A 23,694-nucleotide genomic window follows, 5' to 3' on the forward strand; every position below is an offset into this window, starting at 1 on the left:
AAACCGCAGAGCGGCAGAGCGGCGGCTCTGTTCCGCCGCGCAAATTCCGGCGGAGCCTGCCGGACAGCGACAGAAAGGAAACAGAAATGGCATTTGACGGAATCATCACCCAGGCGATCGCCGGCGAGCTGGCAGAGCAGATCACCATGGGGAAAATCGATAAAATTTACCAGCCGGAGGCGGATGAGCTGGTTCTCCACATCCATACCCGGAAGGGAAACCGCCGGCTTTATATCACAGTTGACAGTTCGGCGGCCTGCGTCCGGTTCATCGGAGAGAATCCGGTGAACCCGCCGCAGCCTCTGCCCTTCTGTATGCTGCTTCGCAAGCACATACAGGGCGGCCGGATCGTGGCTGTGGAACAAAAGGATTCTGAGCGGATCCTGGAAATTTCACTTGAAACTCTGAACGAGCTCGGATTTACTGTGGCCCGGAAGCTGATTATCGAGATCATGGGAAAACACAGCAACGTCGTACTGGTGGATATGACAACAGGGAAAATCATTGACAGCATCAAACGGATTTCCATCGATGTCAACCGGGCGCGGCAGCTCCTTCCCGGCAAGCTCTATGAATATCCTCCGGCCCAGAACAAAATCCCCTATAAAGACGCCACAGAAGAAGATCTGCGAGACGCCGGAGATACAGGGAAGGCTGTCCTTTCCAGAATCGGCGGAATTTCCCCCGCAATCGCTGACGAGCTGGCGGCACGGGAGGATCGTTATGAATTTCTGGCGAGCGTGATGCGAAGCATCGAAGAACTTGATTTTGTTCCTCGTGTATACATCGACGAGGCAGGCACTCCCCGGGAATTCCACATCGTACCGCTGACCGCGTTTGAAGAGAGCTGCAGAGTCATGACCTTCGAAAGCCTGAGCCGGGCCATGGAATGGTACTTCGAGCATAAGCGGAGTTCGAACCGCGCGCGGCAGAAATCGCATGATCTGGTGCGGTCGGTGAACGCGTCTCTGGACAAACTGTATCTGAAAAAGCAGCGGCTTTCCGAAGACCTTCTGCAGGCGGAGAACTCAGACGGTCTTCGCCTTTACGGGGAGCTTCTGACCGCGAACATCCATCAGATGCGCCCGGGGATGAAGGAAATCACGGTGACAAATTATTATGACGGCAGCGATGTGACCATCCCGCTGGATCCGCGGTACTCCCCCAACAAAAATGCTCAGCAGTATTTCAAGCGTTTCGGCAAGGCGAAAACCGCCGTGAAGGAGAAAAAACTTCAGCTGGAATCGACTCAGCAGAACATCGACTATCTGGAATCCGTGCTGACATTTCTGAACAACACGGACAGCATCCGGGAGATTGAAGACCTTCGCGAAGAGCTGGAGGAAACGGGATTCGTCCGCCGGCGCAGACAGTCCGGACGAAAAAAGAAGCAGAAGTACCGGCCTGCGCCCCGCCGTTATACGACCAGCGACGGATTCCGGATTCTGGTGGGACGCAACAACCGGGAAAACGATATCCTGACGCTGCAGACGGCCGGAAAAACCGATTACTGGTTCCACACCAAGGACATTCCGGGATCTCATGTGATCCTTTTCACCGAAGGACACGAACCCACCGAAACCGCGATTCTCGAAGCAGCTTCTCTGGCTGCGTTCCACAGCAAGGCCAGGGAATCCGAAAACGTGCCGGTGGACTATGTCCGGGTCCGCTACGTAAAAAAGCCATCCGGGGCAAAGCCGGGGATGGTTGTTTTCACAAATAATAAAACGGTATGGGTAAATCCCGGGGAGCCGGCGTCAGAGAACAGCACGCGCGCCTGAACATCATTTCTTTTTTCCTTTGTCGCCGCGGGTCCCCAGCTTCTCACGGATCGCCAGCATTCTGCGGTCGGTGTCCGCGATGGTATCCGCGCAGGCCTTCAGCTCCGCAGCAATCTCGTCCGCCTTATACTGAGGCAGATCTTTTTTATACCGGATCTGATGCTCCAGACTCGCCCAGAAATCCATCGCGACGGTGCGAATCTGCACCTCGACCCGGATCGGCTGTTTCTCGTGCGTAAAGAAAACGGGAACCTCCAGAATCATATGATAGCTCCGGTATCCGTTGGGTTTGGGATTCTTGATATAGTCCTTCACCTCGATCAGCGTAATGTCATCCTGCTGCACCAGCATTTTCGCGACCTTATAGATGTCGTCCACAAATGCGCAGATCACACGCACGCCGGCAACGTCGTTCAGATTTTCTTCAATAGAACGCAGATTGATGTCATTTCCCTGTCGGACAAGTTTTTCGTAGATGCTCGCCGGCTTCTTCAGCCTGGAATGAATAGAGGAAATCGGGCTGTCATCCTGTGTCAGCGTCAGTTCGGAATTTAAAATCTCCAGCTTGGTCCGCACCTCCAGGATCGCGGACTCGTAGCGCATCATCAGATACTCGAAATCATCAAATGCGATAAGCACATCCTCCGGATGGCTCGGCATCAGCTGTTTCAGAAGATCACTGGGGATTTCGTTCACACTGGCAATTTTCGCCTCGCTCATTTTCAAGACCTCCTGCAGTTAAGTTCTGCATTTCGACATTCAGAGTCGAATCCATGACATCAGAAAAAGTTTCTCTTGCTTTCCCCATACAACGGTTTTACAGTATCCATACAGCAGTCCCTCACTGTGCGGTGTATCGGATAAGAGAGGAGGAACCCATAAAAGAGTGCATATATACACACTGCTGATCGCATGAAATCAATCGACAAACCAATTCAAATTCCCCTGTCTCACGATACGAAGAAAATCACTCTCCTGCCGTCATCCTCAGTACCGGGTCTGCATCGGAACGTCTGTCACAGGCGTTCCGTTTTATTTCTCAGCGTACAGACCACACGCTGAAACTCTTCCGGAGGATCAACCCGGAATTCCATATATTCTCCGCCGGACGGATGGACGAATCCGAGAATCCCGGCGTGAAGCATCTGCCCCTTGACATTGAATATCTGTTTTCTGGATCCGTACAGCGGATCACCGATAAGCGGGTGCTTGATATAGGCCATGTGAACCCGAATCTGATGAGTCCTGCCGGTCTCCAGCTGACAACGGATCAGCGTATATTCTCCATAGCGCTCCAGCACGCGGAAATGCGTAACGGCATCCTTGGCTCCCGCGCCGTTCACCGCCTTCTTCAGCCGGTTTTTCGGGTCTCTGCCGATCGGCAGATCCACCGTACCCTCGTCCTGACGGATATTGTCCTGCACGAGCGCCAGATATTTCCTGGTGATCGTGTGCTCATACAACTGCCTTGAAAGGGAAATATGCGCCCGGTCGTTCTTCGCCACCATCAGAAGTCCGCTGGTGTCTTTGTCGATCCGGTGCACAATGCCCGGGCGGATGACCCCGTTGATGGACGACAGACTGTCGCCGCAGTGATACATTATCGCGTTGACCAGTGTTCCGTCCAGATTCCCGACGGCCGGGTGCACGACCATTCCCGCCGGCTTATTCACAACGAGAACGTCATCGTCCTCATATACGATGTCCAGCGGAATATTCTGGGGCTCGATTTCCAGCTCCACGGGATCCGGAAGAGCCACATCGATTATATCGCCGGCAGCAGCCTTATAATTCTTGGATGTGCACTGTTCGCCATTGACGCGGATCCCTCCGAGATCAAAAATATTCTGGACATGAGAACGAGACATCCCGTCAATTGCCTTCGCCAGCACTGAATCAAGACGTTTGCCTGCTGTTTCTTCACTGATTTCATACCTGAATCTGTCGATCGTTCCTATCCTCTTTTCTGTGATAATTTCTCTCCTCGGAAAACAAATATCATCAGAAGGCCGCAGCCCACTGTCACAGCAATATCTGCCACATTAAACACCGGCGGGAACAGCGAGAAGGAAAACATATCCGTCACATAGCCGAACACGAGCCGGTCGATAAAATTCCCGACGCCGCCTGCCGCGATCATGGTCAGAGACAGCTTGCCCAACCAGTGCATCTGACGGTTTTTCAACAGGAAAATGACGATCAGAGCCGTCATGACCAGAGGAAAAAACATCAGAAACCCCCGCATGCCCGACAGGATTCCCCATGCGGCCCCGTCGTTCCGGATATAGATGATCCGAAAGAAGTCGCCGAGCACGGCAACAGCGCCTCCCACCGGCAGAGCCGCGCGGACAGCCGCCTTCACAAGCTGATCGGCCAGCAGAATCCCCGCCGCAGCAATAAAATATCTCATACAGTTCTTACGGGGCAGTAAACTGCCCCGCCTCCGCTCCATATTTCAATACTTCGCAACAGTCCGGCGCCTTACCGGCCGTCCGGGTTCTGATGCAGAAAATCCTCTGAACCATTCATCACGATCGTCTTCGCATTTTCGTCAAATTCGGACGAGGCATCTTCCTGATCCAGCACCAGGTCGGTCAGGGTTTTGTCGGTCATATTCTCCGCCGGTTCCTCGTCAGCGAAATCCGTCTGAACCGGTACAGGCTCTGAGAACAGATCGTCCATCGGAGTTCTGACCGACGCGACAGGTTCATCACTGATCGTCTCGCTGAACAGACCCGCAGCGATGGCGGGATCCTGCATATCGTTCTCAACAGCCGGAGCCGGCTCCTCCTCCGGCTCTGTCCCCGGATAAAAATCGCTCCGCAGATCTGCGAACAGATCGTTCTGCACACCGTCAATCCGGTTCAGCTCCTGCTTCAGAAGTTTTTTATAGTTGTTCCTGAACGTGTTCAGGTTCGACTTCATCGTATCGCTCTGACTGGTCAGACTGGCGACGGACTCTCTGGCGTCCTGCACGATGCGGGACGCATCGGCGTGCGCGTTCTTGATGATCACTTCCGCTCTCTTTTCCGCGCTCTCAGAGATATCACTCATGAGACTCTTCGCCTGCTCGATGGTTTCCATCACAGAAGACTCGTTCTGCTTATGCTCCTGAATCTCCGCCTGCAGATCCGCAACGTTCTTCTTCAGTCGCTCGTTCTCCGCCAGGAGGGACTCCATTCCCATCATGATCTCGTCCAGAAACTTGTCTACTTCTTCCCTTTTGTATCCCTTCAGCGCGGAAGTAAATACTTTTTGTTCAATATCCTGTGGTGTTATCATATGCCTCCCCCTTCACATCGTTACAATGCGATCAAGACTATAATCCGTATCAGCACCCTCTCGACAATCTCGACCAGAAAGAACGCCAGCAGTACTGAGAAATCAAACATACCGGTATTCCATCGGCTGAGCAGTTTCCGGCAGGGCGCCACCATCGGCTCCGAAAGCCGTACAAACGCCATATAGGCCTTCCCCAGAGATGAATATGGATCTCTCGCGAACCAGCTGAGAATCGCTCTTCCCATCAGGATAAAAACCAGAATGTTGGCGAACCAGCTGATCGCTCTTATCAGTATATAGGCCAAACTTTACTTCCTCCAGGGGTTATCCGCTTTCATTGTCGCTCTGTCGTCCGCGGGAAATTCCGGACCCGGCCGGTCCTCGGAGATTCCGCCCGCAATGTCAACGTTCTCCGGCGCGAAAATAAAGATATTGTTCGCCACCTTCTGGACGTTTCCGTTCAGAGCATAGGTCGCTCCGCTCAAGAAGTCAAAGATCTTTCTGGCGGTCTCGGTCTCCAGCTTCTCCAGGTTGATGATGACCGGTTTTTTACTCTTAAGGCTGTCCACGAGCTTCGGACATTCCTCAAAGGTCTTAGGCTCCAGCAGAACGAGCTTGAACGCATTGGTACTGGTCACTGTAAATCTCCTTTCTCCGCGGGCGGGACTGGAGGATGTCATCGGCGGCGTCTGATGACGCTCCGGCGCGGGCGCCGGTGCCGCCTGAGGAACCTCCTTCGCAGCGCTTCTCATCGGCGCCTGCTTCGTCAACTGATCTTTTGCCGCATTTACTTCCTCTTCCGTGATCTCATCAAGCTCCTCGATGCCGATCAGCTTCTTCATGGAATCCCCAATGCTCATAATTTCTCCTCCTGTTATTTCTCTTCTTTTCTATAATCACGATACCCGAAGATCGCGGTTCCTACCCGGATCAGGTTGGATCCCTCCTCCACGGCTACCTGAAAATCGTGTGTCATGCCCATGGACAGGTACCGGAAATCCACCCGATCCGTTTTCCGATCCGCATATCTGTCATATATCTTCTTCACCGCCGCGAAATACGGCCGGGCGTCCTCCACATTCTCCTCAAAAGGCGCGATGCACATCAGTCCGCGGATCCGGATGTTCGGACATTCCTCAGAAATCTGCCGGATCAGTTCGTCCGTCTCATCTGTAGTAATTCCGAATTTGTTTTCGTCCATTGCCGAATTGACCTGAATCAGGATGTCCATCGTCAGATCATGCTGCGCGGCCCGTTTGTTAATCTCCTTCGCCAGGTGAAAACTGTCAACGGAGTGAATCATGCAGACCTTGTCGATGATATACTTGACCTTATTCGTCTGCAGGTGGCCGATCAGATGCCAGCGCACCGGCTTCACCGCGTCATATTTGTCCATAATCTCCTGGACTTTATTCTCTCCGATATCTGTAATTCCCGCATCGATCGCTTCATTGATCTCTGCAGGGGTATGGAGCTTGGTCACCGCGACCAGAAGAACGTCATCCGCCTTCCGCCCGGATTTCTCCGCTGCCTGCGCCTTCAGTTCGTTTACATAATCGATGTTTGATTTAATTGACATTACTCTCACCGTCTTTTCTTATAAATCTTTATTTCAGGCTCTTCTGAGCACCTCATCGTAATTCTGCACGGTACTGACCGCATTCCCGCCGGAATCATAAAAACTGGAGCTGCTGATCACGGATTTCTTCCCGTCGGTAGTAATCACCTGAATGGGCGTGAATTTGTATTTCCCGCTGTTCTGCCGGACATAGACTCCCTTCTTCCCGTTCTTCTTTGTGATACTGGAATTGTAAATCACAAGCCCGGTCGCGTCAGAGGTAATGATCTTCACCGGCACCGTCCGTACCGACGCAAAGCTCTTATAATAATAGTCTGTCCGGATCACCAGCTTCAGACGGCTCCCCTCCCTGGTCACTCCTGTCACCTTTCCGTAAATCTCTGTCTTCTGATTCAGCACCAGAGTGTACCGCTCGCCGGTCTTATACCGGCTCCTGTTTTCGAGGGGAACATAGCACACCAGATACCAGCCGGACCGATCCACGATTTTAAAGACCGGGTCGCCCTTCGCGACCTCGCTCCGCGCCAGGTCAATGCTCTCCGCCTTTCCCAGTTCCCTGAAATCATCGTATTTCTTTTTGTCAATAGCAGAGGGGGTGAACTCAGCCTCGTATCCGTCGGCGTAATAGCTCACAACGCCCTCCGCCTGAGCGGCGAAGCTGCCCGTCGTGATCCCCGCCTTGCCGATGTTTTCCCGGATCCTCCGGTATCTGCGCTGTTCCCGGCTATCATTGCTCCCGGTCAGCGTCATGACCTTCGTACCCTTCCGGATCAGTCTGCCGGCGCTGATGTAGCGGTTCTCTTCTCCGCCCGCGCCCGCAAAGTAGACCTTCTCATTCCGGACAATGTATCCGTCCGTTTCATCGGAAATCTGAAGCTCGCCATATTCCACGGTATAGGAAGACCTCAGCGCGCCGGTAAGCGTCGGAATCACATAGATCACACAGTAAAGCGCCGCCAGCACGAGAATGAATAATAAAATTGGCTTTCCTTTAATACCCTTCATAAAACCCTCTTTTACCTATTCTACAACATTCCCCGTACTTTTTCCATCACTTTCTGTTCATCTTTTGGCAATTCACCGTGTTTCTTCACAAAATCTTCAAACAGCTCCGGTCTCATCTCCGCCGTCAGCCGCAGAGCCTCTTCAAACCTCCAGAGCTCTATTTTTCTGTGATCCCCGGACAGCAGGATTTCCGGGACATCAAGCCCCCGAAAGGAGCGCGGACGGGTATACTGCGGATACTCCAGCAGGCCGGAATACACCGATTCCCCCATTGCGCCCTCCTCGCTGGCCAGCACTCCGGGAATCAGCCGGGACAGCGAATCCATCAGCACCATCGCCGGCAGCTCTCCGCCCGTCACGATATAATCGCCGATGGAAAGCTCCTCTGCGTTCCAGTAATCCAGAACCCTCTGATCCACGCCCTCGTAATGACCGCAGAGAATCACCAGTTCAGGCTCCTCTGCCAGCGATTCCAGAATCTCTCTGTCAATGATCCTCCCCCGGGGCGACATATAGATGACTTTCTTTGTTCCCGCATCCACAGCCTCCATCGCGCCGAAAATCGGCTCCGCCAGCATGACCATGCCCGGTCCGCCTCCGAAGGAATAATCGTCCGCCCGGTTGTGAGGATCCCGGCTGTAATCCCGGATATTCACAAAGCTGAATTCAATCAGCCCCCGGTTCGCGGCCCGTCCCAGGATGCTCGTCGTCATCGGAGTGAACATCTCCGGAAACAGCGTCAGAACATTGAACTTCATGGCAGCATCCCTTCTATCAGAGCAACCGTGACGCGCCGGGCCGTCTCGTCGATTTTTTTAACAAAGACAGGTACCCCCGGTATCAGAACTTCCCCGCCGTCTTCTGTTTTCACGACATACACCGGCTGCGCCCGCTCTGTAAGTACATCCTTCAGCGTCCCGATGATACGGCCGGAGGGCTCATCGAACACCTCCATGCCGATTATGTCCCGGATGTAATGCTCATCCTCCGGCAGCTCCGGAAGATCCTCCTCCCTCATGTAGACGTTTTTTCCCCGCAGCCGTTCCGCCGCGTCGCGGTCGTCCACACCCTCCAGCTTCAGCAGGATCATGTTCTTCTGACGGCGCGCCTGCTGAATCCGGTACAGTTCTCCGCCGGCAAAGATCTTCTCCAGCTCCTCGTAGCGGTTCTCTGACCCCGAATAATTATAGACCTTCACCTCGCCGGCAAGGCCGAACACATTCACGATTTTTCCGATCAGTATCTTCTCGCTCATAGTTCTCCGTATTCATCCGCAAAAATCATCAAAGCACATGGAACCCTGCCCCAGAAGTTCAGGTCTTCCATGTGCCGATCTACTCTCAGTTCACACCGTTTTCCGATGCTTCCTTTCCGCCGTATTCCGCCTCGAATTCCTCCTCCGAAACGATCTCGACGATCACTTTCTTCTTTTCTCTGGTGGCAGCCGCCTTGACAACCGTTCTCAGAGCCCTGGCAATGCGGCCCTGCTTCCCGATCACCTTGCCCATATCGTCGCCGGCGACCCGAAGCTGCAGAACACTGCCCTGCCTGTCATCCTTTTCCGTTACAATCACCTGATCCGGATGATCCACAAGGGATTTTGCAATGGTTTCGACTAACTTTGTCATTGCGTATCACCGCTTTCCTATTCAATGATTCCGGATTTCTTCAGCAGATCCTTTACAACATTTGTCGGCTGCGCACCCTGCGCCAGCCATTTTTTCGCCTTTTCGTCATCGATGCGGATGACGTTCGGCTCCACCATGGGATCGAAGTAGCCGATCTCTTCGATGAATCTTCCGTCTCTCTGTGTGCGGGAATCTGCAACAACAACTCTATAAAAAGGCTTCTTGTGTGCTCCCATTCTCTTCAATCTGATTTTTACCATTTTATTTCCTCCATCTTTTTATATGTTTTGGTTAACAAAATATGATACGATTCGTTCCGCGGCGCTTCCGGCACTCATCATGCCGCCTCGCTTCCGCCGCTGAAGGTTCTGCCGCCGTCGATGCCGTCGATGCGGACGTTTTTAAAACAGCCCCCGCAGCATGCGGTTTTTCTTCATGGCGCCGGGTCTGCTGAACTGCTTCAGCATTTTCTTTGTTTCCTCATAGCGCTTGATCAGCGTATTGATCCGGCTCACCGGAAGTCCGCAGCCCGCCGCAATGCGCTTTCGCCGGCTGGCGTTCAGGATACTCGGATCCTGCCGCTCTTCCTTTGTCATGGAATAAATGATGGCCTCATACTGACGGAACTCCTTTTCGCTCTCATCGAGGTTGACATTCTGCATCTGCCTGCTGCTGACGCCCGGCATCATCTCCAGAATCTTGCCGATGCCGCCCATGCGTTTGACCTCGCCCATCTGCTCCAGAAAATCCTCCAGCGTGAACTGGTTCTTTTTCAGGCGCTCCAGCTGTTTTTCCGCCTTCGCCTCATCGTAGTCCCGCTCAGCGTTCTCGATGAGGGAGAGCAGGTCTCCCATGCCCAGGATGCGGCTGGCCATCCGGTCCGGATGGAAGGCTTCCAGCGCGTTGTATTTCTCGCCGGTTCCCAGAAACAGGATCGGCTTTCCTGTCACCTTTCTTGCAGACAGTGCGGCTCCGCCTCTGGCGTCTCCGTCCATCTTCGTCATGATGATTCCGTCCACATCCAGTTTTTCATTAAAGCCCTTCGCCGCATTGACCGCATCCTGACCGGTCAGCGCGTCCACCACCAGCAGAATCTGGTGAGGCTTTACTTTTTCCTTGATGTTCTGCAGCTCCTGCATCAGCTCTTCGTCGATCTGCAGACGGCCGGCGGTGTCAATGATCAGGACGTTATAGCCCTTTCTCTCCGCCTCTGCTCTGGCATCGTTGGCGATCTTTACCGGATCCTGGCAGCCGCGGTCAGTGTAAACCGGGGTTCCGCAGGCCTTTCCCACCACCTCCAGCTGATCGATCGCCGCCGGACGGTATACGTCGCAGGCCGCAAGCATAGGCTTCTTCCCCGATTCCTTCAGGTAGTTGGCCAGCTTGCCGCAGGTGGTCGTCTTACCGGTACCCTGAAGGCCCGCCATCATAATGGTCGTAAAGCCTGTCGGCGAATAACTGAGCTTGACGTTCTCGCCACCCATCAGCTCCGTAAGCTGCTGATCGACGATTTTAATCACCTGCTGCGCCGGAGTCAGACTCTTCATGACCTCCTCGCCCAGGCATTTCGCCTTGACATCCGCCACGAATTCCTTCACGACCTTGAAGTTGACGTCCGCTTCCAGCAGGGCCAGCTTGACCTCGCGCATCGCCGCGTCGATGTCCTTCTCTGTCAGAACGCCCTTCCCCTTCAGGTGCTTAAAGGTATTCTGTAATTTATCCGATAAACTCTCAAATGCCATCTCATGCCCTTTCCAGTTCCCCCAGAAGCTTCCGGAGCTCTGTAAGTCTCTTTCGCGCGAGCGGATCTCTTCCGCAGTCCTCTGCGAGCTCCGCAACGATTCCGAGCGCCTGCTCACAGGTGCTCCGCAGCGCGGTCATATGCGCCACCATTCCAAGCTTCCGCTCGTAGTCCGCCAGCTGCCGTTCCGCGCTTTTCAGAGAATCGTGCACCGCGGCTCTGGAGATCCCGAAGTTTTCCGCGATCTCTGCCAGGGAAAGATCCTCCTCGTGATAGAGTTCCATGACCCGGCGTTTCTTTTCTGTCAGGAGGTTTCCGTAGAAATCGAACAAAAGACTTTCCTTTGCTATCTCATTCATCCCGCATCCTCCGTTCGCCGTATTAACGGGATCCGCGCCTTTCACCCCTGCGGAGAAGGCGCCCGGGGACACTCCGCCCCCTTTCCACGTTACCTGACCAATATAACACAGGCTGCAGTCAGTGTCAAGTATTTTTGCTTAACATCCTCTTCCTGACATCATCTCCGTATCCGGGACAGCCTCCGCTCCCGCATCCGATGATGAGCCGCTTTATTTTCGTACCTGGGACAGATAGGTGATCGTGAAGGTCTGATTCTCCTGCATCACCGATTTCAGCGCCGCAAGCTCCGAAACGCCGGATGTGTTTCCGCTTCCCAGCACCCTGCTCAGGCTCTCACTCAGAAGGCTCTGCAGAAATCCGGTATTCTCGTCGTATTCGATTTGCTTCGCCTTCACAGCGGAGCTCATCTTATAACGGGCCTTCATATCAGCGACTGCCTCTTCATAGGTTCCGATCTGATCAACCAGTCCCAGCTTCTTCGCCTGCTTCGCGGTATAGATTCTGCCGTCCGCAAGCTTCCGAACCTTCTTCAGGCTCATATTCCGTCCTTCTGCCACGATGCCGGTGAACTGGTCATATGCCTCGTCCACCAGACTCTGCAGAATTTTCTTTTGTTCCCCGGTCATCTTCACCGTGGAGCTGCCCATGGCTTTGTTCTTCCCGGAAGTGATGGTCACTGTTCTGATGCCGTATTTCTTCAGCAGCCCGGTTATATCATACATGGTTCCCAGTGTGACTCCGATGGAGCCGGTCCAGCAGTTGCGGTTCGCAACGATGCGGTCGCAGTTCGAACTGATGTAATAGCCGCCGGAAGCCGCCTCGCTGGCCATATAGGAATAGACCGGTCTGCCTGTCTTTTTCTGATAGTGCCGGATAGCCAGATACAGCTCGTCGCTGGCATAGACACTGCCGCCCGGCGAATTGACATAGAGAATCATTCCTTTGTTATTGGAATCCTTCTCCATATCGTCGATACGGTTCAGAATCCAGCTGTGATGGTAGCTCGAGCTGCTCAGCAGCCCGGAGGAGTCAGACTCCGAAATCGTCCCCTCTACAGAAAGCACTCCGATATACGGATCACTGAGCTTCAGCGTTCCTCCGTCTCCCACGACCGTGCCGGCAGACTTCATATGCCCCCTGATCAGAACTCCCGCAGCGATGATCACCGCCAGGATAATCAGAAAGATCAGGATGCCCTTCTTCCAGGTGAACGGTTTTTTCGCCTTCCCGGCCTGAGAATCGAATGTATTTACTCTGTTTTCCATGATATTAATCTCTCCTTCTCATTCCTGCTGAATAATTGCCCCTTCGGATTATTGATATTACAGGCTTATCCAATCAAATTCAATGACTGTGCATGTATTAAGTATTATACCATTGAGCCGCTTTTGTTGTAAAGAAATCCCGCAGACAAATTCCCTCTTGACAGTGTACTATCCGAAGTAGTATACTTAGCACACAACAGGGGTAAGTTAATACATCAGCGTCTGTCCTTTCCGGGCAGACGCAAGGAGAAAAGGAGGCTGCGATGTTTCAGCTCGATATGAAATCGGGAAAATCGATTTACGAACAGGTTATCGACAATATCAAAGAGCTGATCATGACCGATGTTCTCGCGGAGAACACCAGACTTCCGTCGGTGAGAACACTCTCCCGGCAGCTGACCATCAATCCGAACACAGTCCAGAAGGCCTTTAAGGAGCTGGAGCGGGAAGGTTACATCTTCACCGTTTCCGGCAAGGGGACCTTTGTCGGCCCGAAGAGCGGCATCAAGGCGGAACCGGCCCGGGTGAAAAGCGCCCTGGCAGATGTGGTCAGCGCCTTCAAGGAGCTGCTCTATCTGGGACTGTCGCCGGAGGAGGCACGGGATATGAGCGTCAGCGCCATCGACGCGCTGATCGGATCGGTCAGAAAGGAGAAGGAGCTATGATTGAAACAAGAGGACTGACAAAGAAATACGACGGCTTTCAGGCACTGTCCGGTCTGGATATGACCGTCCCTTCGGGCTCGATTTACGGACTGATCGGCGTGAACGGCGCCGGAAAGACCACAGTGCTCCGTCACCTGGCGGGAGTTCTTCGGCAGGACGCCGGCGAAATCCTGTTCGACGGAGAGGACGTATGGGAAAACGCTGCCGTGAAGCAGCACATCGGACTGGTTCCCGATGATCTGTTTTTTCCGAACGGATATAATCTGACCGGCATGAAAAAAATCTTTGCGGGCAGCTACGCCGCCTGGGACGAGCGGAGGTTCCACGAAATGACGCAGGCCTTCCGCCTCAGCGAGACCGCACGTCTGCGGAGCTTCTCCAAGGGAATGAAAAAGCAGGCCATGTTCTGTCTGGTCATGTCCACCATGCCGAAGTATCTTCTGCTGGACGAGCCGATTGACGGTCTCGACCCCATCGTGCGCAAGCTGGTATGGAAGTATATCGTGGACGATGTGGCCGACCGGGAAATGTCGGTTCTGGTTTCCTCCCATAACCTCAGGGAAATGGAAGGAATCTGCGACCACATCGGAATCCTGTCCGCAGGGAGAATGAAGCTGGAGAGGGAAATGGATTCTCTGCGGGGAGATCTGCACAAAGTTCAGGTCGCTTTCGGCGCCGACGCGCCGGAGGATCCCTTCGCGGGACTGAACGTGCTCCACCATGAAAAAAGAGGCTCGGTAGAACTGCTTCTGATCAGCGCTCCCGGAGAGGAGATCGAAAGCAGGCTCCGGGTTCACGATCCGCTTATCTTTGACATCCTCCCGCTTTCACTGGAGGAAATCTTTATCTATGAGCTGGGAGGTGACGATGATGAAATCAGCAGTCTCATTTTCTAAGACCTGGATGCGCGAAAATGTCCGGCGTTACTGGATTGTTCCCGTTCTCGGGTTTATGGGATATTTTCTGTCTTCAATACTGCCGGTGCTCCTGTGCTATCAGCGCTTCGACATCGTCAGCAGCTACGCTTCTATATCAATTTCCAATCAGAATCCCGCGATCATCGGAATTGACTGTATTCTCGCTGTCCTGACGGCGGTCTGCGTGTTCAGCTATCTGCATAACAGCGCTTCAGTCACGATGATTCACAGTTTTCCGTCGGGACGCAATCAGCTGTTCGACACCTCCGTTCTCAGCGGATTCTTCATGCTGCTGATTCCCGTCGCCGCGAACGGCATCCTGATGATGTCTCTGTCGGGCGCAAGAACCGATATCAGCGACACGGTTCAGGCATCGGAACTGTTTTCGTCGCTTCGCTGCCTGGAATGGACTGCGGAGACGATGATCATCATCTTCTTTGTCTACGCGCTCTCTGTCCTTGCCGGAGTTCTGGCCGGGAACCGGACGATCCATACGCTGCTGGCGCTTTTCCTCAACGGACTTCCCTTTGTCCTGGTCATCATCATCCGCATGACGGAATCGATGTTTCTCTACGGACATTCGGGCGATATCCTGGCAGACTGGACGCTGAAGCTGTCACCGGTAAGCTATATGGCGCTGAAAGGAACCGGAAGTGTTCCGTCCGGTCTGCAGTACGAGCTTCTATATCTGCCGGCGGCGGCCGCGGTACTGATCATCGCACGTCTCGTCTACCGGAAGGTGAAGCTTGAGCGTGAGGAGCGCGCCTGCGTCTTCCCGCTGGTTGCGGACATCATCTGCATTCTTCTGACCTTCATCTGTGCGGTGCCGTCCGCAAGTTTCATGATGGTCGTCCTGACCTCGGGCGCACATATCAATAATTCGTTCCGGATCCGCTATCTGATTCTGTTTGTCATATTCTCCGCGGTGTACTACCTGATCAGCCGCGCCATTGCAGACGGAATCACCCATGTGCTCAACCGGAGTACGCTGAAGAAATTCGGGATTTATGCAGTTATCGCAGCGGTCTTTCTCTGTTTCACCGTCTTCGATCTGAGCGGTTACGGCACCAGAACTCCAGAGACTTCCGATGTCGCCGCGGTCGAAATCACCTCCGATCTGGTCTCAGACGTCACCGGATACGCACCCTTGCGGCTTACGGGAAGAGCTGCGGTGAACAAAACCATCGCCCTGCAGAAGGAGCTTATCGACTCCCGCGAGGTAAACGACGCCGATGCTGACTGGAGTACCGATATCACGATAACCTATCGCCTGAAAAACGGAACCGCAATGCACAGAACCTACAGCTGCATGTACAGCAAGGATCACCCTGAATCCTTCCGGGCACTCCAGACTCTGTTCGCGGCTCCGGAGGTAATTGAGAAAATCACCGGCAGAGTCTCTAAATTCCAGTCAAGGGCATCCAATGTCAGCCTCAGTCTCGATGAAGCGGCGCTGCAGATCAGACGCTCTGACTGGAACCGCCTGTTCAGCGCATACAGAAAGGATCTGCGTTCCATTTCAGGCAGCATCCTGAAAGCTCTGATGGAAAATTCCAACCTGTACTTTCTGAATGTCGAGCAGGGAAACAATGAGAGCACCATCTATCTTCCGGTTCAGAAGAGCGACCGGAATACCATGAAATTCCTGCAGAGCCGGGGATATCTGAAGGAATTGAAAACGCTGAACTCCGAAAGTGACAAATAGTGTCTGCCTGCTAAGTCCCCGTCGGACTTAACGGGCGCTGAAGGCAGTTTGTCAGAAGCGCCGCGGCACACAGCCCGATCCGTCCGGAGGCTGTGCGCCGGCGCGAATTAATGTATGGAAGCCTTTCCGGTTTCCGCTCCTCACAGAAAAACGGCTGTGTGCCGGCGTTCCTGATATCGCCGGCTTCACAGCCGCTCTTTATATGCTTTATAAACTTTGTTTTCTCTTTTGTCTTTTGTTATATTATCCGCTGTTCCTCTTTTCTCCTGTTCCGCGGAAAGCCGGCTCCTCGCGCCTCTACTCCCCGGAAAGTTCTTCACAGTCGTCCAGATCTACCGGAACGATGATGTTCCTCGCGTCCTCCAGGCATTCCGCCGGCACATACAGCTCGATCTCACCCACCGTATTCGTCCCGAACACAATCTCCAGATAATTACTGGAACCGACATATTTTTTCTCGCAGGGAATGTTCTCGCTTCTCAGCTTGGATTCCAAAATATCCGCCTGGAAGCTGTCGGTGACCGTACAGAGATAAGCCCCGTCCCGCCAGCGATAGCTGTCTTCCTGCTCCGGAGAGGCCTTCCCTCCCCGTCTTCTGAATATTTCCGCCATCCGGTTATGACCTCCTTGACTGTTCTTCTGTCTGCAGCCCCGCTATTCCTCTTCCGCAGCTTACTCGCCGCCCTCTGCCGTTCCTCCGCCGGTACCGCCTGAGCTGCCCGAACCGCCCGAACTTCCGCCTGAACTTCCGGACGAGCTTCCCCCGGAGCTGCCCGAACTGCCGGAGCTGCCTGAACTGCCTGAGGGCCCGGAGCTTCCCGAGCTTCCTGTGCTGCTGCCGGAGGATTTCGATGCGGATGAGCCGGACGAACCGGAGCTTCCGGAAGTCCCGCCGGAGGTGCTCCCTCCGTAGCTTCCGCTTCCGCTGTAAGTGCTGCCCGAGGTGCCTGCCGTTCCCCCGGAGCTCTGTGTCGAGCCTCCCGCCGCACCGGCAATCTGCGCAGCAATCGTAGAAACCGTTCCTGAAACGTTGTAATCCTTCTGCCCGAACATCTGCTGATGTAATTTCACCACATTCGCCGCCAGGTCGGACGGGAACACATAAGAAATACCGTTCAGGTTCCCTGTGGTCACATTATACGGCCAGCCGATGCTCTTGCCGAACTCCATCTTGGAGAGCCGCTGCGCCAGGCCAATCATATCGTTATTGGACAGATTCGTTTCAATCTGCGGAAGCAGATCATCCATAATGTCCATCAGTTCCGCCAGATTCTTCTCCTGCAGCTTTTTTGTCACCTTCTTGATGACCACGCGCATCCGGCTGGTACGCTTGAAGTCGTCCCCGACGCCCTTGCGTATGCGGCCGTATGACACCGCCTGCACGCCTTCCAGCGTCTGCTTTCCCGCCTTCTTGACCAGCTTGTATTTCTTCTGTCCGATATTATGGGCTGTCTGCTTTGTATATTTGTTCAGCTCCTCAATCTCATAGTCATGGACGTTCACCGTAATTCCGCCGACCTTGTCCACCAGGTTCGCCACCATCTTGAAGTTAAACAGCACATATTCCGATACATTCAGATCCATCGTCTGATTGATGGTCTTCATTGCGCCGGCTGCACCGCCGGAGGCGTATGCGCTGTTGATTTTGTTGTAGGTCTCGGTTCCGTTGATCCTCGTGTAGGTATCGCGGTATACGGAAATTAGATTGACCTTTTTCGTCTCCACATTCATGCTGACGATAATAATGCAGTCTGTATTATGCTGCTTCAGGTTCTTTTTCTTCATGCTCCGCGAGTCCACGCCAAGCAGTGCGATATTCACATACCCGTCCACATCCACGCAGGACAGTTCCTTTGTACTGATCTTCTTCGTCTTCTGCACCCTGTTCAGCATACTGTAGACAGATGTTGCCACAAGTGCGCCCGTCACAATCAGGAACGCCACCAGAAGCAGTGCGACAACCGCCGCCGGTTTTTTCCTGAGTTTCTGAATCAGCTTCATAGAGTCTCCTTTTTCTCCAGCGCCCGTTTTTCCGCAAGGCGCCGTTCTCTCTTTTTCCTTCTTCTCTCTGCCTTCTCGGCATCCTCCCTTTCAATCATTTCATCGTAAAACGCCGCAGCCTCGCTGATTCCGCCGTCGAAAATCAGCTTTCCCTTCTTCATGACGAGACCGCGGGTACAAAATTCTTCGGCCACTGCTGTGGAATGAGTCACAAAAAGAAATGTGACATTTTCGTCCTCCACCAGTTCCCTGATTTTTTCTTTGCACTTCTTGCGGAAGGATTTGTCCCCCACACTCAGCGCCTCGTCCACGATCAGGATCTCCGGATGGATGCTCACGTTAATCGCGAAGCCGAGACGCGCTTTCATTCCGCTGGAATACGTTCTGACCGGCTGGTCCATATAGTCGCCCAGCTCGGCGAATTCGATGATCTGCGGCTCCAGTTCCCGGACGTCCTCCTCTTTCAGACCCAGAAGGTTTCCACGGAAATAAATATTTTCCCGTCCTGTGAATTCCGGATCGAATCCGGCGGTCAGCTCCAGCAGCGCGCTGACTCTCCCGTTGACCTCGACCTCTCCGCTGGAGGGATAGGTGACCTGTGTAATCATTTTCAGCAGTGTGGACTTTCCGGCTCCGTTCCGCCCGAAGAGCGCAACCGCTTCCCGCGGCATAACGTCAAAGGAGACATCGTTGATCGCCTTCCTCTGCTTGCACTTCACATTTTTGAAAAAGATCGCGCGAAACCGCTGCTTATCGTCTTTATACAGTTTATAGGTTTTTGTGACATGACGAAATGAAATCGCCGTCTTTGTGTTATTATCTTCCATATCTCATTATCTCTTTGTGTCCGGTCTTGTTTCATCGTGCCCGCTGTACGAGAAGAGGCGACGCTCCGGAGAGCCGTCAGATTACGTCCGGAATCTCCTTCTTCAGTCTTTTGTACGCCCAGACCGCAAGAACGCACATGATCACCGTCATGATTACAAAGTTCCTGATCTGCCCCGGATACTCCCATATCCAGCGGTGATAAATCATGGCGTTGCGGTAGCCGTTGGCGACCAGTGTAATGGGGTTGAACAGCATCGTCTCGCGAATCCAGGGAATTGTGATCCGATTTGCATCATAAATAACCCCCGACAGCCAGAACAGCGCCTGCGTCACAGACTTCACCAGGTTCAGAAAGTCCTTGCTCATGGCAGACAGCATTCCCGCCATAAGACTCCATGCGGTGAAAAAAATAAACATCCCGATAATAATCAGCGGAATCTGCAGGCAGTATTTCGTGGGCATGAATCCGAAACCCATAAAAATGAAGATCATGATGATCTGCAGCGCCAGATTCACGATCAGATTCGACAGACTCACGAAAGTCGGAATCGTATCCACCGGAAACTTAATCCGCTTGACCAGATACTTATACTTCCGGATAGAGCCCGCGCCGCCGGTCAGCGTCGCCTTCATATAAAACCACGGAATGAATCCGCTGATCATCCACAGAAAAAAAGGATACCCGTCCACATCGTGTCCCCGCCGGACTCCGATGGAGAACGCGAACCAGAAAACAAAAATCGTAACGGCCGGTGATATGACCGCCCACATCCATCCGAGCGCCGCGCCGCGGTACTGCTTCACGATATCGGATTTCGCAAGCTTCAGCAGCTGCCTGCGGAATTTAATATGATCGCTGACGATCTCTGAAAGTGTATTCAAATCCCTTCTCCAATCCATTTTTTGCAAATCAGTATATAGTATTATATCCTAAAATCCCTCCCTTCGCAACAGTACATTGAAAACAGGGCGCGACAGGCCGCGATGCGCGTTGCACGCGAGGTCGCGAGAGCGCTGCGCATCGAAGAGCGGCGACGCGGAATGCTGCTTATTGCGGCGGCACGGAAACACCGCCTATTGCAGCCGGGGCGTTATTGCCTTTTCTCAGAATATATGGTATATTTAATTCGTGTTTCATGCGCATCTGTCTTGTCAGCGGAAACTCCGTGAAGGACGGCGCGCACAGTTCAAACCGGGTCATTGTCGTTACAGAGAGAAAAATGTGAATGTGGAGGTGTGAATGAGTATCAGGGCGATACTGCTTAATCTTGCGGATCGGGGCGTGACAGGCACTTATGATCTGCACAGAAGAAGAAAGAAAGCGCGGAGTGTCTACGCGGAGCTGACGGACTATTACAAAAAACGGCCCTTCCTGCATATGGACGCCCGGCAGCGCAAGGAAACGATGGATCATATTCTGGAACTGGAGGATTCTTTTCAGGGACTGGATCATGTTCTTGCCGGGCAGTACCGCCGGGAGGTAAAGGCCCATTATCTTAAGGATCTCGGTCCTCAGTGCTATGCGAAATATGCGAAGCAGCCTGTGAAGGACAAAGTTGTATTTCTGGAAAAGGGCGGTCCCAGGAGCGCTCCAAACGGATATCTCTCTGATGTCCTGAAGGCCCAGGGGAAATACCGGGTCGTCATGATCGGCGCTCAGCTGCGTAAACGCTCTGACATAGAAGCCTATGAAAACATCCTGAATTTTTATCGGGAAGCTGCTGACGCAAAAGCCATCTTCATTTCTTCCGCCAACGAATTTCTGAGTCAGTTTGATCTCCGTCCGGAAACAAAGCTGATTCAGCTCTGGCATGGCCTGGGAATCCTCAAGAAGGTGGGATACAGCACAATCGAAAACGAGCAGTTCGGACGTACCCGTGAAGAAGCGGAGGAGTACGACGCGTATCGGAACTATGATTTTGTTACCCTCCCCTCCATGGAGCAGGCGTGGATCTTCGAGGAATCCATGCACATCCCCGCGGATTCCGGAAAGCTCCTTCCGATCGGCGTTTCCCGCACGGATCAGTTCTATAATCCGGACATCATCCGCAAAGGCTACGAGGATCTCCACCGGAAATTCCCCGCAACTGCCGGGAAAAAAATCATTCTCTACGCGCCGACATATCGCGGCAGGCTTTCCAACGCATCCGCACCGTCCGCCATGAACTACAGGGCGATGGCGCAGGCACTCGGTGACGAATACGTGCTGCTGATCAAACAGCACGGCTCCGTCAGGAATCTCCCGGGCTATCCGGAAGACCTCCTGAACACCTTCCTCTTTGATATGAACCGGACTCCGATCGTCGGCGCCATTGAGCGACTGCTGATGATCGCAGACATCTGCATCACGGATTACTCCTCAATCGCTTTTGAATACGCGCTTCTGGAGCGCCCGCTGCTGTTTTTCGCCTACGACCTGGATGAATATTATGTGGATCGGGGCTTATACTACAAATATGACGAAATCACGCCCGGACCGATCTGCTCCACGACAGAGGAACTCATCGACTGCATTCAGCATATCGACCGGTGCTTCGATAAACAAAAAATCATTGACTTTAAAAACCGCTTCGTCGGAGCATGCGACGGCCATGCGACCGAACGGACGATCGCGCTGATCGAGCAGGCGTCGGAGTCCGCACGCCCGTGAAAGGCCCGCGGCAAAGCGCGTGGGCGTGCCGCGGCGAAACGAAAGATGAAAATGAAATAAAGAAAGAGCAAAGGAGAGCGAACTGATGAAGAGAGTTATTACCTACGGAACCTTTGACCTGCTGCATTACGGTCATGTAAATCTTCTCCGGAGAGCAAAAGAATACGGCGATTATCTGATCGTCGCCATCTCAACCGACGAGTTCAACTGGAATCAGAAGCACAAGAAATGCTACTTTACCTACGAACAGCGTAAAAACCTCGTAGAAGCCATCCGTTATGTGGATCTGGTTATTCCTGAAGAGAACTGGGAACAAAAACTCAGCGACGTAAAAGAGTTCAAAATTGATACCTTTGTCATCGGAGACGACTGGAAAGGAAAATTCGATTTCCTTAAAGACTACTGCGATGTTGTCTATCTGCCGCGAACTCCGGAGATCTCCACAACACAAATCAAAAACGAACTAAAAAAATAAAAGACAGCTCTCTGGTATTCGGAAGCCTGTATTGTCCCATCAAACCAGAAGGTTTGAACCATAGCTGTCAGTTTCAATCCATCTCACTCAGGCCGTCAGATAGTCAGTCGATTAAGGTTAGGAACCCGGCCGCCGCAGGCTTATGCGGGCAACGGCCTATGCCAGTGAATTCCCGTCGTCGTTTCCGAAGATCAGGTCAATTACGCGGTCTGTGGAATGGCCGTCCAGGTCGCGGAAGTTCTTCGTCAGGAAGCCCTGCAGTTTTTCTGCTTCGTAGTCCTCGTTTCCGATGGCTTCGACGAGAGCCCGGAGGGTCTTCACGATTTTGCCGGGCACGATTTCCTCGTAGGGTTCGTAAAAGCCTCTGTCATCGTCGTAATTGTCCAGGTCGAAGGCGAAGAACAGCATCGGGATGTTCAGAAGAGCCGCCTCATAGATGACCGAGGAATAGTCCGTGACCAGAACATCGGTTACCGTCAGCAGTTCGTTGATGTCTGGGTAGTCGGTCGCGTCAATGAAGTAGTCCTGATATTCCTGCGGGATGCGGATTTCACTCTTTACAAAGGGATGCAGCTTGATCATCATGCAGTAGCCTTTGTCCCTCAGAAAGTCGCCGAGAATATGGAAGTTGATTATCTGCAGCGGGAAAGACGCACTGCGGGCGTTATTTCCCCGGAAGGTCGGGGCGTAGAGAATCACCTTTTTCGCCTCCGGCAGCTGCGGATAATGAGCGCGAACCTTTTCTGCGGTGCGTTCCAGATATTCCCGGTCAAAGAACACGTCCGTTCGGGGGATTCCCACCGGATAGAATTTGCTCTCGCTGAGGGCGAACGCCTCCGCGTTATGCCGGGCGGAATGCTCCGAGCTCACAATCACATGGGTGTAATTCTTATGCGTTCTGGTCAGGAGCATCGGCGCGCCCTTTTTGCCCAGTCGCTCGAATCCGATGGTTTTGAACGCGCCGCAGGCGTGCCACAGCTGCACCAACTTGACATCCGGGTCGTACTCATTTTTGTACAGCTCCGGCTGATAATCATCCGTGAAAATCACATCCGAGGTCGCCAGATCATGGGTAAAGCGGAATTTCTCCCGGAAACTGCGCCGCGCCTTGATGCCGTCCTTGAAAGAAAATCTGAATACATATTTGTCTCCCAGACCCCGCTCGATCATACGCTCATAGACAAACTTCTCATTCCCGGCCAGCTCGTTAGTCCGGTCGGAAGTGAAGAATACCTGGTTCCCCTTCTTGGGCCTGTTGTTGAATATATTGAAGACCACATGAAAGCCCCAGGTGGCCAGCCTGCGGTACTGCCGGTACAGATTCTTTTTCAGCTGCTGTGTGAATTTCCGGAATCCGGTCAGCTGTTCCGGAAAAATAAAGGTGACGTCCAGATAATAGGTCCAGTCACTGACGTTCAGCCTGGAAATGCCGTACCAGCTCTGCGTCGCGCTGCGGTCCACCAGAAGGTCTGTTCTGGTTCCGTCCAGAATTGACATGTAAACCCGATCATAAACCGGATCGGAAACATAGTCTCTCAGCCGTTTCTCATCACCGATGTCGGCGCGCAGATACCATTTCCCTGTTCGGATCGGGTATTCCCCGTCCAGCTCCATGACATTGATGCGCAGACGGAAGCGATTCCCCTCTGTTTCCACAGCCTCGATATCCAGTTCCCGCTTCTGCTTCTGTTCCCGCAGATAAAAGCGGGCGCCTTCGAGGGTCTTCACATCCTCCACATGCCCGCTGATGTGCAGAATAATCCTCTGATACTTTACCTGATCGATAATCAGTTTCGTCATATACCGGTTCCT

The 23,694-nt window shown here is 53.2% G+C and carries 26 protein-coding genes; 6 read left to right on the forward strand and 20 right to left on the reverse strand.

Features of this window, described 5'->3' with window-relative positions; translation table 11 throughout:
- Positions 1-86 precede the first annotated feature (86 nt).
- Positions 87-1,781 carry an Rqc2 family fibronectin-binding protein gene (locus tag BHK98_RS04595; RefSeq protein ID WP_075712398.1) on the forward strand — a complete coding sequence of 565 codons (1,695 nt, stop codon included), beginning with the start codon at positions 87-89 and terminating at the stop codon, positions 1,779-1,781.
- Positions 1,782-1,784: 3 nt separating this feature from the next.
- Here BHK98_RS04595 and BHK98_RS04600 read toward each other — a convergent pair whose 3' ends face one another.
- The 15 genes from BHK98_RS04600 to sppA form a co-directional block, all read right to left on the reverse strand.
- Entirely contained in the window at positions 1,785-2,501 is a 717-nt protein-coding gene (locus tag BHK98_RS04600; protein WP_075712399.1) for a GTP pyrophosphokinase, read from the reverse strand.
- A 296-nt stretch (positions 2,502-2,797) separates the two neighbouring features.
- Complete coding sequence (locus BHK98_RS04605; protein ID WP_075712400.1) at positions 2,798-3,730, reverse strand: RluA family pseudouridine synthase; 933 nt, start codon at positions 3,728-3,730, stop codon at positions 2,798-2,800.
- 5 nt (positions 3,731-3,735) lie between these two features.
- Complete coding sequence (gene lspA, locus BHK98_RS04610; protein ID WP_075712401.1) at positions 3,736-4,191, reverse strand: signal peptidase II; 456 nt, start codon at positions 4,189-4,191, stop codon at positions 3,736-3,738.
- Positions 4,192-4,262: 71 nt separating this feature from the next.
- Positions 4,263-5,063 carry a DivIVA domain-containing protein gene (locus BHK98_RS04615; RefSeq protein ID WP_075712402.1) on the reverse strand — a complete coding sequence of 267 codons (801 nt, stop codon included), beginning with the start codon at positions 5,061-5,063 and terminating at the stop codon, positions 4,263-4,265.
- Positions 5,064-5,083: 20 nt separating this feature from the next.
- On the reverse strand, positions 5,084-5,368 hold the full coding sequence (locus BHK98_RS04620) for a YggT family protein (RefSeq protein ID WP_075712403.1): 285 nt from the start codon (positions 5,366-5,368) through the stop codon (positions 5,084-5,086).
- A gap of 3 nt (positions 5,369-5,371) precedes the next feature.
- Positions 5,372-5,923: a cell division protein SepF gene (locus BHK98_RS04625; RefSeq protein ID WP_075712404.1), complete on the reverse strand. Its 552-nt coding sequence runs from the start codon at positions 5,921-5,923 to the stop codon at positions 5,372-5,374.
- Between the two features lie 14 nt (positions 5,924-5,937).
- Positions 5,938-6,642: a YggS family pyridoxal phosphate-dependent enzyme gene (locus BHK98_RS04630; RefSeq protein ID WP_075712405.1), complete on the reverse strand. Its 705-nt coding sequence runs from the start codon at positions 6,640-6,642 to the stop codon at positions 5,938-5,940.
- 33 nt (positions 6,643-6,675) lie between these two features.
- Positions 6,676-7,647 carry a biotin/lipoyl attachment domain-containing protein gene (locus BHK98_RS04635; protein WP_075712406.1) on the reverse strand — a complete coding sequence of 324 codons (972 nt, stop codon included), beginning with the start codon at positions 7,645-7,647 and terminating at the stop codon, positions 6,676-6,678.
- A gap of 20 nt (positions 7,648-7,667) precedes the next feature.
- Positions 7,668-8,405, reverse strand: a complete 738-nt coding sequence (gene trmD / locus BHK98_RS04640; RefSeq protein WP_075712407.1) for a tRNA (guanosine(37)-N1)-methyltransferase TrmD — start codon at positions 8,403-8,405, stop codon at positions 7,668-7,670.
- The gene (rimM, locus tag BHK98_RS04645) at positions 8,402-8,902 is read right to left on the reverse strand and encodes a ribosome maturation factor RimM (protein ID WP_075712408.1); all 501 of its coding nucleotides are present in this window, start codon (positions 8,900-8,902) and stop codon (positions 8,402-8,404) included. Before rimM ends, trmD begins: the two co-directional genes overlap by 4 nt.
- A gap of 85 nt (positions 8,903-8,987) precedes the next feature.
- Positions 8,988-9,275, reverse strand: a complete 288-nt coding sequence (locus tag BHK98_RS04650; protein WP_083628048.1) for a KH domain-containing protein — start codon at positions 9,273-9,275, stop codon at positions 8,988-8,990.
- Positions 9,276-9,292: 17 nt separating this feature from the next.
- Positions 9,293-9,535: a 30S ribosomal protein S16 gene (rpsP, locus tag BHK98_RS04655; RefSeq protein ID WP_075712409.1), complete on the reverse strand. Its 243-nt coding sequence runs from the start codon at positions 9,533-9,535 to the stop codon at positions 9,293-9,295.
- A 141-nt stretch (positions 9,536-9,676) separates the two neighbouring features.
- Complete coding sequence (ffh, locus tag BHK98_RS04660; protein WP_075712410.1) at positions 9,677-11,017, reverse strand: signal recognition particle protein; 1,341 nt, start codon at positions 11,015-11,017, stop codon at positions 9,677-9,679.
- 1 nt (position 11,018) lies between these two features.
- Entirely contained in the window at positions 11,019-11,375 is a 357-nt protein-coding gene (gene ylxM / locus BHK98_RS04665) for a YlxM family DNA-binding protein (RefSeq protein ID WP_075714969.1), read from the reverse strand.
- Between the two features lie 210 nt (positions 11,376-11,585).
- Positions 11,586-12,641 (reverse strand): signal peptide peptidase SppA, encoded by a 1,056-nt coding sequence (gene sppA / locus BHK98_RS04670; RefSeq protein ID WP_083628049.1) that lies wholly within the window; start codon positions 12,639-12,641, stop codon positions 11,586-11,588.
- Between the two features lie 263 nt (positions 12,642-12,904).
- On the opposite strand from sppA, the gene BHK98_RS04675 reads away from it, so the two are divergent.
- From BHK98_RS04675 to BHK98_RS04685, 3 genes are read left to right on the forward strand one after another with little or no spacing between them, the layout of a single operon-like run.
- A complete protein-coding gene (locus tag BHK98_RS04675; protein ID WP_075712411.1) occupies positions 12,905-13,306 on the forward strand; it encodes a GntR family transcriptional regulator in 402 nt (133 codons plus the stop codon).
- Entirely contained in the window at positions 13,303-14,202 is a 900-nt protein-coding gene (locus tag BHK98_RS04680) for an ABC transporter ATP-binding protein (protein ID WP_075712412.1), read from the forward strand. The genes BHK98_RS04675 and BHK98_RS04680 overlap by 4 nt, the downstream gene beginning before the upstream one ends.
- Positions 14,174-15,928 (forward strand): hypothetical protein, encoded by a 1,755-nt coding sequence (locus tag BHK98_RS04685; protein ID WP_143404534.1) that lies wholly within the window; start codon positions 14,174-14,176, stop codon positions 15,926-15,928. The genes BHK98_RS04680 and BHK98_RS04685 overlap by 29 nt, the downstream gene beginning before the upstream one ends.
- 297 nt (positions 15,929-16,225) lie before the next feature.
- On the opposite strand, the gene BHK98_RS04690 is transcribed toward BHK98_RS04685, so the two are convergent.
- The 4 genes from BHK98_RS04690 to BHK98_RS04705 all read right to left on the reverse strand — a co-directional run bounded on the left by BHK98_RS04690 (position 16,226) and on the right by BHK98_RS04705 (position 19,639).
- Entirely contained in the window at positions 16,226-16,540 is a 315-nt protein-coding gene (locus BHK98_RS04690) for a putative signal transducing protein (RefSeq protein ID WP_075712414.1), read from the reverse strand.
- A gap of 60 nt (positions 16,541-16,600) precedes the next feature.
- Positions 16,601-17,929 carry an LCP family protein gene (locus tag BHK98_RS04695; RefSeq protein WP_075712415.1) on the reverse strand — a complete coding sequence of 443 codons (1,329 nt, stop codon included), beginning with the start codon at positions 17,927-17,929 and terminating at the stop codon, positions 16,601-16,603.
- Positions 17,926-18,756 (reverse strand): ABC transporter ATP-binding protein, encoded by an 831-nt coding sequence (locus tag BHK98_RS04700; RefSeq protein ID WP_075712416.1) that lies wholly within the window; start codon positions 18,754-18,756, stop codon positions 17,926-17,928. The genes BHK98_RS04695 and BHK98_RS04700 overlap by 4 nt, the downstream gene beginning before the upstream one ends.
- Before the next feature lie 76 nt (positions 18,757-18,832).
- Positions 18,833-19,639 carry an ABC transporter permease gene (locus tag BHK98_RS04705; protein WP_158024461.1) on the reverse strand — a complete coding sequence of 269 codons (807 nt, stop codon included), beginning with the start codon at positions 19,637-19,639 and terminating at the stop codon, positions 18,833-18,835.
- Positions 19,640-19,997: 358 nt separating this feature from the next.
- Here BHK98_RS04705 and BHK98_RS04710 point away from each other — a divergent pair, with 358 nt between their 5' ends.
- Together BHK98_RS04710 and tagD are read left to right on the forward strand one after the other, a co-directional pair.
- Positions 19,998-21,407, forward strand: a complete 1,410-nt coding sequence (locus BHK98_RS04710; RefSeq protein ID WP_083628051.1) for a CDP-glycerol glycerophosphotransferase family protein — start codon at positions 19,998-20,000, stop codon at positions 21,405-21,407.
- Between the two features lie 85 nt (positions 21,408-21,492).
- Entirely contained in the window at positions 21,493-21,882 is a 390-nt protein-coding gene (tagD, locus tag BHK98_RS04715) for a glycerol-3-phosphate cytidylyltransferase (RefSeq protein WP_075712417.1), read from the forward strand.
- A 156-nt stretch (positions 21,883-22,038) separates the two neighbouring features.
- On the opposite strand, the gene BHK98_RS04720 is transcribed toward tagD, so the two are convergent.
- Positions 22,039-23,682, reverse strand: coding sequence for a CDP-glycerol glycerophosphotransferase family protein (locus tag BHK98_RS04720; RefSeq protein WP_075712418.1), 1,644 nt, complete (start codon positions 23,680-23,682; stop codon positions 22,039-22,041).
- Positions 23,683-23,694: the final 12 nt, after the last annotated feature.

The organism is Hornefia porci, assembly GCF_001940235.1.
GTDB classification, from domain to species: domain Bacteria; phylum Bacillota; class Clostridia; order Peptostreptococcales; family Anaerovoracaceae; genus Aminicella; species Aminicella porci.